12 protein-coding genes are annotated in these 14754 nt (G+C 47.3%); 2 read left to right on the plus strand and 10 right to left on the minus strand.

Annotated elements, in window-relative coordinates; translation table 11 throughout:
* Nucleotides 1–7: 7 nt before the first annotated feature.
* The 8 genes from greA to grpE all read right to left on the minus strand — a co-directional run bounded on the left by greA (nt 8) and on the right by grpE (nt 10955).
* Entirely contained in the window at nt 8–484 is a 477-nt protein-coding gene (gene greA / locus G517_RS0101675; protein ID WP_028302950.1) for a transcription elongation factor GreA, read from the minus strand.
* Nucleotides 481–3705, minus strand: coding sequence for a carbamoyl-phosphate synthase large subunit (carB, locus tag G517_RS0101680; protein WP_028302951.1), 3225 nt, complete (start codon nt 3703–3705; stop codon nt 481–483). Before carB ends, greA begins: the two co-directional genes overlap by 4 nt.
* A gap of 81 nt (nt 3706–3786) precedes the next feature.
* A complete protein-coding gene (gene carA / locus G517_RS0101685; protein WP_028302952.1) occupies nt 3787–4932 on the minus strand; it encodes a glutamine-hydrolyzing carbamoyl-phosphate synthase small subunit in 1146 nt (381 codons plus the stop codon).
* 286 nt (nt 4933–5218) lie between these two features.
* Nucleotides 5219–6022 carry a 4-hydroxy-tetrahydrodipicolinate reductase gene (gene dapB / locus G517_RS0101690; RefSeq protein ID WP_211224217.1) on the minus strand — a complete coding sequence of 268 codons (804 nt, stop codon included), beginning with the start codon at nt 6020–6022 and terminating at the stop codon, nt 5219–5221.
* A gap of 55 nt (nt 6023–6077) precedes the next feature.
* Nucleotides 6078–6893, minus strand: coding sequence for a serine O-acetyltransferase (gene cysE / locus G517_RS0101695; protein ID WP_028302954.1), 816 nt, complete (start codon nt 6891–6893; stop codon nt 6078–6080).
* A 139-nt stretch (nt 6894–7032) separates the two neighbouring features.
* A complete protein-coding gene (gene dnaJ, locus G517_RS0101700) occupies nt 7033–8178 on the minus strand; it encodes a molecular chaperone DnaJ (protein ID WP_028302955.1) in 1146 nt (381 codons plus the stop codon).
* Nucleotides 8179–8282: 104 nt separating this feature from the next.
* Nucleotides 8283–10214 carry a molecular chaperone DnaK gene (gene dnaK, locus G517_RS0101705; RefSeq protein WP_028302956.1) on the minus strand — a complete coding sequence of 644 codons (1932 nt, stop codon included), beginning with the start codon at nt 10212–10214 and terminating at the stop codon, nt 8283–8285.
* Between the two features lie 150 nt (nt 10215–10364).
* On the minus strand, nt 10365–10955 hold the full coding sequence (gene grpE, locus G517_RS0101710; protein WP_028302957.1) for a nucleotide exchange factor GrpE: 591 nt from the start codon (nt 10953–10955) through the stop codon (nt 10365–10367).
* A 276-nt stretch (nt 10956–11231) separates the two neighbouring features.
* Between grpE and recN the strand changes: the two genes are divergently transcribed.
* On the plus strand, nt 11232–12917 hold the full coding sequence (gene recN, locus G517_RS0101715; RefSeq protein WP_028302958.1) for a DNA repair protein RecN: 1686 nt from the start codon (nt 11232–11234) through the stop codon (nt 12915–12917).
* Nucleotides 12918–12962: 45 nt separating this feature from the next.
* Here recN and G517_RS0101720 read toward each other — a convergent pair whose 3' ends face one another.
* Together G517_RS0101720 and fur are read right to left on the minus strand one after the other, a co-directional pair.
* Nucleotides 12963–13547 (minus strand): rhodanese-like domain-containing protein, encoded by a 585-nt coding sequence (locus G517_RS0101720; RefSeq protein WP_028302959.1) that lies wholly within the window; start codon nt 13545–13547, stop codon nt 12963–12965.
* Nucleotides 13548–13931: 384 nt separating this feature from the next.
* Nucleotides 13932–14339, minus strand: a complete 408-nt coding sequence (gene fur / locus G517_RS0101730) for a ferric iron uptake transcriptional regulator (protein WP_028302961.1) — start codon at nt 14337–14339, stop codon at nt 13932–13934.
* Nucleotides 14340–14421: 82 nt separating this feature from the next.
* Between fur and G517_RS0101735 the strand changes: the two genes are divergently transcribed.
* Nucleotides 14422–14736 (plus strand): outer membrane protein assembly factor BamE, encoded by a 315-nt coding sequence (locus G517_RS0101735; protein WP_028302962.1) that lies wholly within the window; start codon nt 14422–14424, stop codon nt 14734–14736.
* The last annotated feature ends 18 nt before the right edge of the window (nt 14737–14754 follow it).

The raw sequence follows: 14754 nt of genomic DNA on the forward strand, positions 1-14754 counted from the left end.
TTATTTTTTAGATGTAATGCACTTTTGATATTTCGTACTCAACCTCACCGCCCGGTGTTAACACCACCACGACATCACCCTCTTCTTTGCCAATTAAGGCACGGGCAATCGGTGAGTTCACCGAGATTTTACCGGCTTTGATATCCGCCTCATCATCGCCCACTACTTGATAACGCACTTCTTCTTCGGTATCAAGATTATAGAGTTCGGCGGTGCTACCAAAGATCACTTTCCCACTTTTAGGGATCAAAGAGATATCAATCACTTGGGCGGTAGATAATTTACCTTCCAGCTCTTGAATACGCCCTTCAATAAACCCTTGCTGCTCACGGGCTGCATGGTATTCAGCGTTCTCTTTCAAGTCACCGTGTTCCCGTGCTTCTGCAATAGAGGCAATAACACGCGGACGTTGAACCGTTTTAAGATCTTCCAGCTCCGTACGAAGGCGTTTTTCGCCTTCGACCGTCATCGGGTATCGTTTCATGCACTTACTCCTGAATGGATATCCTGCAAGCGACGTACATTAATCTCATCACCGTACTCTAGGGCCAAACAAACAGCCTTCGCGGCGGCAATCGTTGTGGAGTATGGCACTTTGTGCTGCAACGCCGTACGTCGAATAGTTGAGGAATCCGCAATGGCTTTACGGCCTTCCGTGGTGTTTACAATGTATGCCACTTCATCATTTTTTAGCATATCGACAAGGTGTGGCCGACCTTCATTAACTTTATTAACAACTTCAACTGGGATATTTGCTTCTTCAAGCACCTTGGCCGTGCCACGAGTTGCTAACAGTTCAAAGCCTAGTTTACGTAGTGATTTAGCCACATCAACAACAGCGCCTTTATCGGCTTCACGTACACTCAAAATTGCACGACCTGCATTCTGCGGCAAGATTTCACCCGCACCCTGCTGAGCTTTTAAGAACGCTTCAGCAAAGGTATCGCCCACACCCATCACTTCACCGGTAGACTTCATTTCTGGGCCTAGAATCGGATCAACAGCTTGGAATTTGTTGAATGGGAATACCGCTTCTTTCACACTGTATAGCGTTGGTACGATCTCTTTGGTAAAGCCTTGCTCTTCCAGAGAGATACCTGTCATGCAGCGCGCAGCGACTTTAGCTAAAGACACACCAATACACTTGGAGACGAACGGCACAGTACGTGATGCACGAGGGTTAACCTCGATCACATAAACTTCGCCATCTTGCCAAGCCAGCTGTACGTTCATTAGACCAACAACGCCAAGCTCCAATGCCATGCGCTTCACCATATCACGCATTTTGTCCTGAACATCAGATGGCAAGCTGTATGGTGGCAATGAACAAGCGGAGTCACCGGAGTGAACACCGGCCTGTTCGATATGCTGCATCACACTACCGATAACAACGTGCTTACCGTCAGAAACCGCATCGATATCAATTTCAATAGCAGCATTCAGGAAATGATCTAGCAGAACAGGGCTGTCGTTAGATACTTTAACCGCCGTGGTCATATAGCGGTTTAGCTCTTCATCGCTGTATACGATTTCCATCGCGCGACCACCTAGAACATAAGATGGACGAACCACTAACGGATAACCAATTTTCTGAGCCAGAAGAACCGCTTCTTCTTGGCTACGGGCTGTCGCATTAGGTGGCTGAAGAAGATCAAGACGCTCAATCATTTTCTGGAAGCGTTCACGGTCTTCTGCACGGTCAATGGCATCAGGTGTTGTACCAATGATAGGTACACCAGCGGCTTCAAGTTCACGGGCCAGTTTCAGCGGCGTTTGCCCACCAAACTGCACGATCACACCTTTTGGCTGCTCTTTATCAACAATTTCCAACACATCTTCTAAGGTGATCGGTTCAAAGAACAGGCGATCAGACGTATCGTAATCGGTAGAAACGGTTTCAGGGTTACAGTTCACCATGATGGTTTCGTAACCATCTTCACGGGCAGCTAGAGCGGCATGTACGCAGCAATAGTCAAACTCAATACCTTGACCGATACGGTTAGGGCCGCCGCCGATAACCATGATTTTTTCACGGTCAGAGGGGTCAGCTTCGCACTCTTCTTCATAGGTGGAGTACATATAGGCCGTGTCAGAGGCAAACTCTGCCGCACAGGTATCAACACGCTTATAAACGGGGCGAACACCTAGCTTCTGACGCAGCTTGCGGAATTCTTTTTCAGACACATCCAGCAAGGTTGCCAAGCGCTCATCAGAGAAGCCTTTGCGCTTCAGGCGGAAGATCACATCTTTTGTCAGCTCAGACATACCCATTTTGGATACACGCTGCTCATCTTTGATAATGTCTTCAATCTGAACCAGGAACCAAGGATCAACACCGGTAACAGCGTATAGCTCATCAACGGTCATGCCTAAACGGAACGCATCACCGATATACCAAATACGGTCGGCACCTGGATTTTGCAGTTCACCCTTCAGTTTTTCTAGATGACCTTCTTCAGTCGTATCCAGAATAGGATCAAAGCCACACACGCCCACTTCAAGTCCGCGCAAAGCTTTTTGCAGAGATTCTTGCAGGGTACGGCCAATAGCCATTACTTCGCCAACAGATTTCATCTGAGTGGTCAGACGGTCATTAGCCTGTGGGAATTTCTCGAAGGTGAAACGAGGTATCTTAGTCACAACGTAATCAATAGACGGCTCGAATGAGGCAGGTGTACGACCACCCGTAATATCATTCTGCAGTTCATCAAGGGTGTAACCCACGGCCAGCTTAGCGGCGATTTTAGCAATCGGGAAACCCGTTGCCTTAGAGGCCAATGCCGAAGAACGTGAAACACGCGGGTTCATCTCGATAACAACCATACGTCCAGTATCAGGATCAACACCAAACTGTACGTTAGAACCGCCGGTCTCTACGCCAATCTCACGCAATACGGCCAAAGAGGCATCACGCATGATCTGATATTCTTTATCGGTCAATGTCTGAGCCGGAGCAACCGTGATGGAATCACCGGTATGCACGCCCATAGCATCGAAGTTTTCGATAGCACACACGATGATGCAGTTGTCGTTTTTATCACGTACAACTTCCATCTCGTACTCTTTCCAGCCGATCAGGGATTCATCAATCAGCAGCTCGCTGGTTGGTGACAGATCAAGGCCACGAGTACAGATCTCTTCAAACTCTTCTTTATTATATGCGATACCACCACCGGTTCCGCCCATGGTAAACGACGGACGAATGATGCATGGAAAGCCTAAACGAGTCTGTATATCCCAAGCTTCATCCATGTTGTGGGCGATTTCAGCGCGTGGGCATTCCAAACCGATATTTTTCATCGCTTTATCAAAGCGCTCACGGTTTTCCGCTTTATCGATGGTATCAGCATTTGCGCCGATCATCTCAACGCCAAACGCTTCCAACACACCATGCTTTTCCAGATCCAGCGCACAGTTCAGTGCGGTCTGGCCACCCATTGTTGGCAGCACGGCATCGGGACGTTCTTTTTCAATGATCTTAGCAACCGTTTGCCAAGTGATAGGCTCGATGTAGGTCGCATCAGCCATCGTAGGATCAGTCATGATGGTTGCAGGGTTTGAGTTCACCAAAATAACTCGGTAACCCTCTTCGCGCAGAGCCTTACAAGCTTGCGCGCCAGAATAGTCAAACTCACAGGCCTGACCAATGATGATAGGGCCTGCGCCCAGAATCAGAATACTTTCTATATCGGTACGTTTTGGCATGGTCACTCACACACTAAAAATCGGGTTGGTATCAGTTCAGCATCAAAAGCTTGGCTGAAGCCAAGCTAGGGTCAGATACTGTTAACCGCGCTTTTCCACATGGGCCTTAACATTGTCGATAAAACGATCGAACAACGGTGCAACATCCCGTGGGCCAGGGCTTGCTTCTGGGTGACCCTGAAAGCTAAAAGCTTTCTTGTCAGTGCGCTCAATACCCTGCAAAGAACCGTCAAATAACGATTTGTGCGTCGTACGTAGGTTGCTTGGCAAGCTGCTTTCGTCAACCGCAAAACCGTGGTTCTGACTGGTGATCATAACCGTTTGATCGTCCAAGCTCTGAACAGGGTGGTTTGCACCGTGGTGACCAAACTTCATTTTCTCTGTTTTCGCACCGCTAGCCAAAGCCAATAACTGATGGCCTAGGCAGATGCCAAATACAGGAATATCCGTTTCCAGAATCTCTTTAATGGCAGTGATCGCGTAATCACATGGCTCTGGATCACCAGGGCCGTTTGACAGGAAGATGCCGTCTGGATTCAAAGCTAGAACGTCGCTCGCTGACGTTTGCGCCGGAACAACCGTCAGCTGACAACCACGCTCAACCAGCATACGCAGAATGTTGTATTTCACACCGTAGTCGTAAGCCACGACATGGTAAGGCAGCTCACTGTCATCACGGTGAATGTAGCCTTTACCCAGCTCCCAGCTCGATTGGTTCCAGCGGTATGACTGACGGGTAGTCACTTCTTTGGCCAGATCCATGCCTTTCAAGCCTGGAAAGGCTTGAGCCGCTTTCAATGCCTGTTCTTCAGAAATATCACTACCGGCGACAATCGCGCCGCGCAGAGAGCCTTTCTCACGCAGAATACGGGTTAAACGACGCGTATCAATATCAGCAATCGCAACAATGCCATTTTCTTTCAGATAATCATCCAGTGATTTCTGGTTACGGAAGTTGCTAGCAAGAAGAGGAAGATCACGAATGATAAGCCCAGAAGCGCAAACGCTATCTGATTCCACGTCTTCACTGTTGGTTCCGGTGTTGCCGATATGGGGATAAGTGAGGGTAACAATCTGTTTGGTATACGATGGATCTGTCAGGATTTCCTGATATCCGGTCATTGAGGTGTTAAATACCACCTCTCCACTGGTGATGCCGTCATTACCAATGGCCACACCTTGAAACACACTTCCGTCTTCAAGGGCCAATATGGCTGGTCTGTTCAAGTCAACCTCCTCCCGTCACGCGATTCTGATCTGAATAAGCTCTGCACTGTTGCACTGTAAGGGTTATTACAGCAAAACCCCGGCCTACAGCTGCAAAAAAGCGAGATGAAACAAAGTTCCATCCCGCTTTTTTATTATCTGGTGTGATTTGACCCTTCGTCCGGCCAATAATCCGCCATATTTTAGGCAATTTAGCCTGCCACGTCCATGACTTCCTTTGTCTATTTTCAGGCAAAGGCTGGATACATCGCGGTTTCAGCGAGTTAACAACACACCAAGCCAAACATTACTTTAGGTTTAATACATCTTGCATATCAAACAAGCCAACATCTTTATCGGCCAACCAATGGCAAGCCCGTACAGCACCTTTGGCAAACGTCATTCGGCTGGATGCTTTATGCGTAATTTCCACGCGTTCACCTTCAGTGGCGAATAAAACCGTATGGTCACCCACCACATCACCGGCACGAATCGTCTCGAAACCGATCTCTTTTTGAGTGCGCGGGCCGATCTGGCCTTCTCGTCCGTAAACGGCACACTCTTTCAGGTCTCGCCCTAGGGCACCGGCAACCGCTTCACCCATACGCAATGCTGTACCGGAAGGTGAGTCAACCTTATAGCGATGATGGGCCTCGATAATTTCCACATCGTAGTCATCGCCCAACACACTGGCGGCCATTTCCAGCAGTTTCAAAGTGACATTTACACCAACACTCATATTGGGCGCAAACATAATAGCCACTCGGTCTGCAAAAGATTCCAGCGCCGCTTTCTCTTCGTCATTAAGGCCTGTCGTGCCAATAACGATTTTCTTGCCATGCTCAGCACAAAAAGCCAGGTTGACCAGCGTGACTTGGGGTGCAGTAAAGTCGATCAGTACATCAAAATCATCTTTAGCCGCATCCAACGAACCCACAACACAAACACCCAGCTTACCAACGCCTGCCATTTCACCGGCATCAACACCAATCAGACTGCTATCTGGCTCAACAATAGCAGCGCCTAGCGTAACGCCTTCAGCCTGTGTGATCGCTTCAATATTGGTTTTACCCATACGACCTGCGGCACCGATTACGGCTACTTTGATCATCTTGATATCCTTTTATGCTTTTCTTGATAAACGCTTAATAAAGCAGCTTACTCGGTTATTTAGAGTTGGGAATTTCAGAGCTGGAGATTTGCTGATTCATATCCAGAGCAGGCTTGGCGCAGCCCGAACTACCGACAATTTTAGCTGGCACACCAACAACGGTGGTATGAGGCGGAACATTATCCAGCACCACAGAGCCACCCCCTACTTTAGCGCCAACACCGATTTCAATGTTACCGAAAATCTTAGCACCCGCGGCAATCAAAACACCTTCCCGAATTTTGGGATGGCGATCACCGCACTCTTTACCTGTGCCGCCGAGGGTAACGTTCTGCATAATCGAAACATCATCTTCGATCACGCAGGTTTCACCAATCACAATACCCGTCGCATGATCAAACATCACACCGCGACCAATCTTGGCCGCAGGATGGATATCCACCTGAAACACTTGGCTAATACGACTTTGCAGATAGAGCGCCATAGAACGACGACCATGGCACCACATGCAATGGGCCACTCGATAGGCCTGCAGCGCCTGAAAACCCTTCAGGTACAGCAGCACCGTAGACAACTGCGTAATCGCAGGATCTCGATCTCGAACAGCTACAATATCCTGACACGTCGCGGTCATAATTTGGCAGCTACTGGAGAAAGAGCCCTCAATCAGCTCTCTTAAACTGACAGCCGGCATCACATCATCCGCCAGCTTTATTGCCAGCAAGTAAGATAACGCGCCAGAAAAGTCACTGTGACCAATAATCGTGCTATGAAAATAACTGGCGAGAAAAGGCTCACGCTCCGCTTCTAGGCGAGCTTCGTCCTGTATCTCACGCCACAAAGCCTGTGAGTCCACTTGAATAGGTGCCATCGCTCGCCCCTTTTTTAACATCCCGCTGTACGGGAAAATGACATCGGCAGAAACAAAAACAGGAAGCCGCCTAAACCATTAATGACAGAATGCCATGAATGACCAAACACTGCTTCCTGCTGGATGTTTATTCTAATGCTTAGCTCTTAAACTCTTCAAAGAACTTTTTCACCGAATCAAACCAACTATTGGTTTTTGGTGAGTGACGACCCTGAGTATCTTCCATACTATCCTTGAACTCTCGTAGCAGTTCTTTTTGACGTTCAGTAAGATTAACCGGCGTCTCCACCAAAATCTTACACATCAAATCACCCTGAACACCGCCACGTACCGGCTTCACACCCTTGCCGCGCAAGCGGAACATCTTACCTGTTTGCGCTTCTGCGGGGATTTTCAGCTTCACACGGCCATCAAGAGTTGGTACCTCAAGCTCACCACCTAAAGCCGCATCAACAAAAGAGACCGGCACTTCACAGTAAAGATCACGGCCATCACGCTCGAAAATCTCATGCTGGCGGACACTAACCTGCACATACAGATCACCCGTTGGGCCACCATTAACACCAGCTTCACCTTCGCCACTCAAGCGAATGCGATCACCTGTATCAACGCCCGGTGGAATCTTAACAGACAGTGTTTTCTGATCTTGAACGCGACCTTCGCCACGACACTTACGGCATGGATTTTTAATCAAGGTACCGCGACCATGACAGCTTGGGCAGGTCTGCTGCACAGAGAAAAAGCCCTGCTGCATACGCACCTGGCCATGACCGCCACAGGTTGTACATGTCATTGGTGGAGCGTTATCGGCAGATCCCGTACCATCACAACTGTCGCATTCAATAAGTGTTGGTACTTTGATGCTAACGGTTGTTCCGTGTACAGCTTCCTCAAGATTCAGATCAAGACGGTAACGCAGATCAGATCCACGCTGAGGGGCGTTAGGATCGTGGCGACCACCACCGCCTCCGCCGAAGATATCACCAAAAATATCACCAAACGCGTCGCCAAAGCCACCGGCTCCAGCGCCACCTCCGCCATAGCCGCCTCCAGCTTGACCATCAACGCCAGCATGACCGTACTGGTCGTAAGCCGCACGTTTTTCAGCTGTCGTCAGAACATCATAAGCTTCTGTCGCTTCACGGAATTTTTCCGCGGCTTCTTCGTCATCCGGGTTACGGTCGGGATGGTATTTCATCGCTAAGCGACGGTAAGCCTTTTTAATGGCTTTTTCATCATCGCTCTTGGAGACCCCCAGAACGTCATAATAATCACGCTTAGACATTGTTCACTAACCATAGGTTGAGAAAGAGAAATAATCTGAAAAAGTGGCGGATACAAGAACGCGGGAGAGTCTCCCGCGTTCTGTCATCCTTGGCCTAAAACGACTTATTTCTTGTCGTCTTTAACTTCTTCAAATTCAGCATCAACGACATCATCTGATTTAGCAGAACCTTGGTCTGCGGCTTGCTCGCCGTCTTGACCTTGTTGCGCTTCAGCCGCTTGCTCAGCGTATAGTTTCTGCGCTAGTTCGCCAGAGGCTTCAGTCAGAGTGTTGGTCTTAGCTTTGATATCATCTGCATCGTCGCCTTTTAGGGCTTCGTCCAGATCTTTAATCGCTGCTTCAATCTTCTCTTTCTCTTCTGCCGTTGCTTTATCACCCGCTTCTTCTAAGGTTTTCTTAGTTGCGTGCAACATAGCGTCGCCTTGGTTACGGGTTTGAACCAGTTCTTCAAACTTCTTATCAGCTTCAGCGTTAGCTTCTGCGTCACGTACCATTTGATCAACTTCATCATCGGACAAGCCAGAAGAGGCTTTAATCACGATAGACTGTTCTTTACCTGTCGCCTTGTCTTTCGCTGATACGTTCAGAATACCATTCGCATCAATATCAAACGTTACTTCAACCTGCGGTACACCACGTGGCGCAGGTGGAATATCAGCCAGATCGAAACGACCCAGCGATTTATTCTGTGTTGCTTGCTTACGCTCACCCTGTACTACGTGGATGGTTACAGCCGTCTGGTTGTCATCTGCGGTTGAGAACACTTGAGATTTCTTAGTAGGAATCGTGGTGTTCTTATCGATAACAGGAGTAGCAACGCCACCCATGGTTTCGATACCCAGCGTTAGAGGTGTTACATCTAGCAGCAGTACGTCTTTAACTTCACCGGACAGTACACCACCTTGAATGGAAGCACCAATAGCAACAGCTTCATCTGGGTTAACATCTTTACGCGGCTCTTTACCAAAGAATTCAGCAACTTTCGCCTGAACCTGTGGCATACGAGTTTGACCACCAACCAAAATCACATCATCAATTTCAGAGATAGACAGGCCTGCATCTTTCAGCGCGATTTCACAAGGCGCTAGAGAACGCTGAACTAAGTCACCAACAAGGGACTCCAGTTTCGCACGGGTCAGCTTAACGTTTAAGTGCTTAGGACCTGACGCATCAGCCGTAATATACGGTAGATTCACATCACTTTGCTGACTGGTAGAGAGTTCGATCTTCGCTTTCTCACCCGCTTCCTTCAAACGCTGAAGCGCTAGAGGGTCGTTATGCAGGTCAATACCAGAGTCTTTCTTAAACTCATCCGCTAGATAGTTAATAACGGCCAAGTCAAAATCTTCACCACCCAGGAAAGTATCACCGTTAGTCGCCAGCACTTCAAACTGGTGCTCGCCATCAACTTCTGCGATTTCGATGATAGAGATATCAAAGGTACCACCACCCAAGTCATATACCGCTACAGTACGATCGCCACGGGCTTTATCCATACCATAAGCTAGAGCAGCAGCCGTTGGCTCGTTAATGATACGCTTAACATCTAGACCTGCGATTTTACCTGCATCTTTAGTTGCTTGACGCTGGGAATCGTTAAAGTAAGCAGGAACAGTAATAACCGCTTCTGTTACTTCTTCACCCAGATAGTCTTCTGCAGTTTTCTTCATCTTTTTCAGAATCTCTGCAGAGATCTGTGGTGGTGCTTTTTTGTCGCCTTTTACTTCAACCCATGCGTCACCGTTATCGGCTTTAACAATGGAGTAAGGCACCATTTTAATGTCTTTCTGTACAACGTCATCTTCAAAACGACGACCAATCAGACGCTTAACCGCAAACAATGTGTTGTTCGGGTTGGTCACAGATTGGCGCTTAGCAGATTGGCCTACCAAAATCTCATTGTCATCAGTAAATGCGACAATTGACGGGGTGGTACGATCGCCTTCAGCGTTTTCAATTACCCGTGCTTTTTCGCCATCCATTACAGCAACACAAGAGTTGGTTGTACCTAAGTCGATACCGATAATGCGGCCCATAATATTCTCCGGTCTTTCAATCTAATTCTGTAGAGTTTGCGGCATAAGCTTTGCTTTTCGCCGCTTTTCTTTGCATTTAACTGCTATATGCGGCCTTTACGTTTTCTTTCAAGGCCTGCATTTTAATTTTTTTCGATTTCTAAACCCTATTTAAGGTGCTTTAGAAACCATCACCATGGCAGGGCGCACAAGGCGACCATTCAACAGATAGCCTTTCTGCATCACCGCAATAACGGAGTTTGGCTCAACGTCAGGGTTTGGCACCATCGACATGGCTTCATGGTACTGAGGATCAAACGGTTTACCCTGTGGGTTAATCGCCTCAACCTTGAATTTTTCTAAGGTGCCGACAAACATGCTCAATGTCATTTCAACACCTTCTTTAACCGCAGTATCAACATCATGCTGATCAAAAGCGTCTAACGCGCGTTCTAGGCTATCGATCACCGGAAGCAGTTCTTTCGTGAACTTTTCCAGTGCAAATTTATGAGCTTTTTCAACATCTTGCTCTGCGCGACGGCGAGCATTTTGAGCATCAGCATGGGCACGCAACACTTGTTCTTTCGTCTGCGCAAGCTGCTCTTCAAGAGCGGCTATTTCATTGCTGGCATCAACGGTCGCGGTATCATCAGCGGTCGTCATATCGTCAACTACGTTACCGTCAATCGTATCGCCTTCAGCGGTCTGCTGAGCTTGATCCAGCTCTTCCTGTGCGGTCTTTTTCTGCTCTTCAGTTGTCATTGCGTCTGTATCTCTCGCTTCAGATCTGTTATCACCAATTGCAAAGTTATATTGGGTTAGCCCTATTTTTTTCAACCCTATTGGCTGCTTTATTCAACTTTATCGCCCTGAATGATTAAAATTATTGTGAAATACCCAGATCTATCGATAACAACCTCTATTGTGCGACGACAAGATCAACATCGTTTGCGGCAACCCATAACAATACTGTATAAATAGCCATGTTTGATTTTCACCCGATATTTCAATGGTGCTGACCGGCGCGAGGATGCATAGATGCTGACGTATTTGGCCATAAATAATTTAGCCATTGTGGAACACCTAGAACTGGATTTACCTGAAGGCATGACCGTCATCACCGGCGAAACCGGTGCGGGAAAATCCATCTTATTAGATGCTCTCGGCTTAGCCTTAGGGGATAGAGCTGATGCAGATAGCGTGCGTCATACCGCCAGCAAAGCAGAAATTCATGCTCATTTTGATATTACCGCACTACCTCAAGCCCTCTCTTGGCTTGAAGATCAAGAGCTAACGGATGAAGAACACGCCTGCGAATGCGTCCTGCGCCGCGTTATTCACGCCAATGGTCGCTCTAAAGCTTGGATCAACGGCCAGCCCTGCTCAGCACAGCTGTTAAAGCAGTTGGGCGGTTATCTGATTGATATTCACGGCCAGCACGAGCACCAGTCTCTTTTAAGAAAAGAGACCCACTTGGTTCTACTTGATGAATTTGGCCACTTATCTACGGATATAAAACAGCAGCGCCAGCTCTTTAAATCATGGCAGCAGGTACGAAAACAGCTGGAAAAACTCAAAACCGAGGACAGCGAACAGCAAGCTCGTTTAGAGCTACTGCGCTACCAGGTTGAAGAACTGGAACAATTAGGGCTTGAGGAGCACGAACTACAACAACTAGAACAAGAGCAACAGGATCTAGCCAATGCCGAAACCCTGATTTCTGAAGGCCAAGCCACCCTTGATCTGTGCGATGGCGACAACGACGGTGCACGCCAAACGCTTAATCACGCGTGCCAACGACTGAGCCAGATTCCTTACCAAGATACGCAATTAACCAATATTGGACAGATGCTCAGCGATGCATTGATTCAAGTGGAAGAAGCTTCCCGGGAGCTTAGCTTCTTTATTGATCGCTGCGAGATCGACCCAGAACGCCTTCAATTCGTCGAAGACCGCCTATCCTCTATCTACCAGCTTGCACGCAAACATCACATTACACCGGAAGAACTCTATGCCCACAGTCTCGCCCTACGGGAAGAGTTAGACAATATTGAAAGTGGGCCGCAAAATATCGACCAGCTCGCCGAAAAACTACAAGAGCTAACCGATCAATACCGCGAAAGCGCAGCCGTATTGAATAAAAAGCGCCACAGCTTTGCTCAACAACTTAACCAGAACGTTAACGAGCAACTGGCACAACTCGGCATGAGTAACGCACGATTTGAAATCTCGATTAAAAGCACGGATCAATTCCAGCCCACCGGCACCGATGATATTGAGTTTTTAATCAGCACCAACCCCGGCCAACCAGCCAAACCTATGATCAAGATTGCCTCCGGTGGCGAACTATCTCGTATTAGTTTGGCCATTCAGGTAATCACCGCTCAAACCTCGGCTATTCCAACGCTGGTTTTTGATGAAGTTGATGTCGGCATTAGCGGAGGAACAGCGGAGATAGTTGGCCAACTCCTGCATAACTTAGCGAAAAAAGGCCAGATCTTGTCCGTAACACACTTGCCACAGGTAGCTGCACAGGGCGACCAACACCTACACATTAGCAAGCACAGTACGGAAGATAACACTCGCTCACAGATGAACTGGCTTGCGGATCAAGAGCGCACCACAGAACTGGCACGCATGCTTGGTGGTGTCGATCTAACGGAACAAACCCTTGCCCATGCAGCAGAGATGCTCAGTATCAGCCGCAAAAAAACAAAGACCTAACCCTACTTCAAGCCTTAAAGCACCGTTATATCAATAGCCGAAGCATTAACGATCAACTCGAAAAATCTTATCTGCATTCGGCTTACTTCCCCAAGGTAAACCTGAGTTTTGCCAACCATTTTTAATACGTAGTCCTTTTTGAGCACCATCTTTAACCGCGCTTCCTTGAAACCCGTTAACAACATAGCGAGCATTTTCAAACCCATTGTTTCTTAGGAACTCTGCACTAGGCAAACCTCGCGCACTGCCCGAGCGGCACATTGTTATGATGGTTGCGCTTTTATCCATGCCCCGATCTTGCAAAGCCTGCTCAACCTGAGCAATAAAATCTGGGTTACGGTAAAGACGGAAGCTATTTTTCTCAGCATTCCACTGACTTCGGTCGACAATTAGAAAAGGAATATTTAGATCAACTTCATCCGTAAACCCCACAAACATAATTTCAACGGGGTCTCTCACATCAATAAAAAGCACCGGAGATGTCGCCTGCTGCTTAAGCTTATACGTCTGGTTTGGACTAATACCGATACCATCCGAGCGACCTCCACTATCGGCAAAGACAAGACTAGAAAGAGAAATGGACAACACACAAGCGATCGAAAGCATCGCCGAAAACAGCTGTTTTTTCATTATGGATTACTACCTATACAAGACTGCCGATACAACAAAATGGCGATTCGATTAACCTGCAAAGCATCTGCAAGTGGCTGCTGTAAAGGCAAATATAATAAAGTATTTTCTAATATATTTAAATCCAAACAAATAACTAAATAACTATCAGTATCGAGACATAACACATCGTTATCGGCAGACTTATTACCATTTGCGACAACGATCAAAAAGAAGGGAAATAAAGAGACGATAGAAAAAGACAGTAAAGAAAGGCAATCACTAAAAAGGGGGGGGGTAATAACACCCCAATAGCTGGCAAACCAGCCTTGGGGCTCGATAATAAGCGAGAAACAGAGCATTATAAAAAATGTCAGCTTCAGCCGCTTCCTACATACGTAAAACCTAGCTTCTCTTACGTACGTACAAGACTAGAGCGTGGTCGACCATTTCATAACCATGTTCTGCCACAATCTCATGCTGACGACGTTCAATTTCAGCATCAAAAAACTCAATGACATCCCCTGTATCAACACAGACGATATGATCATGGTGCTCTTCTTTCGCAAGCTCAAATACAGCATGTCCGCCGTCAAAATTATGTCGAACGACCAATCCTGCTGACTCGAACTGAGTTAAAACACGGTATACGGTCGCTAAACCGACATCCTCCCCCGCATCTAACAACGCCTTATAGACATCTTCAGCACTCATATGATGAGCGTCTGCATTTTCCAGCAACTGAAGGATTTTAATACGCGGTAGTGTTACTTTTAGACCTGCTTTTTTCAGTTCTTGGTTTTCATCTGCCATGTTTTTCCGGTCTCGCTTAGCAGTCGATGCTTATTTCCGGTATTATTCCAGAATTGCACAACAAGGTGAAAGATATTCTCAAATGCAAAGACTCATCATTTTAGTCATCTTTTCGTCGTTCGTCACACTTTCTGGCTGTATTTTTCCCGGCGCTTATAAAAGGGATCTTCAGCAAGGTCACGTCATGACGGATGAGATGATCAATCAGTTACAACCCGGCCTTACCCGTGAACAAGTTATTTACGTGATGGGGATGCCGTTGACGCCTTCCAGCCTTGATCAAAACCGCTGGGATTACATCTATTGGTCAAAAGATCCAAGAGATAACGTAACACAACAAACGGTATCCCTCTATTTTGATGGCAACGATCTAAAGCAGATCAAGAAAAAACCGTAAACCTAATCAGCCACTTTA

Source organism: Oceanospirillum maris DSM 6286, from assembly GCF_000422865.1.
Taxonomy (GTDB): Bacteria; Pseudomonadota; Gammaproteobacteria; order Pseudomonadales; family Halomonadaceae; genus Oceanospirillum; species Oceanospirillum maris.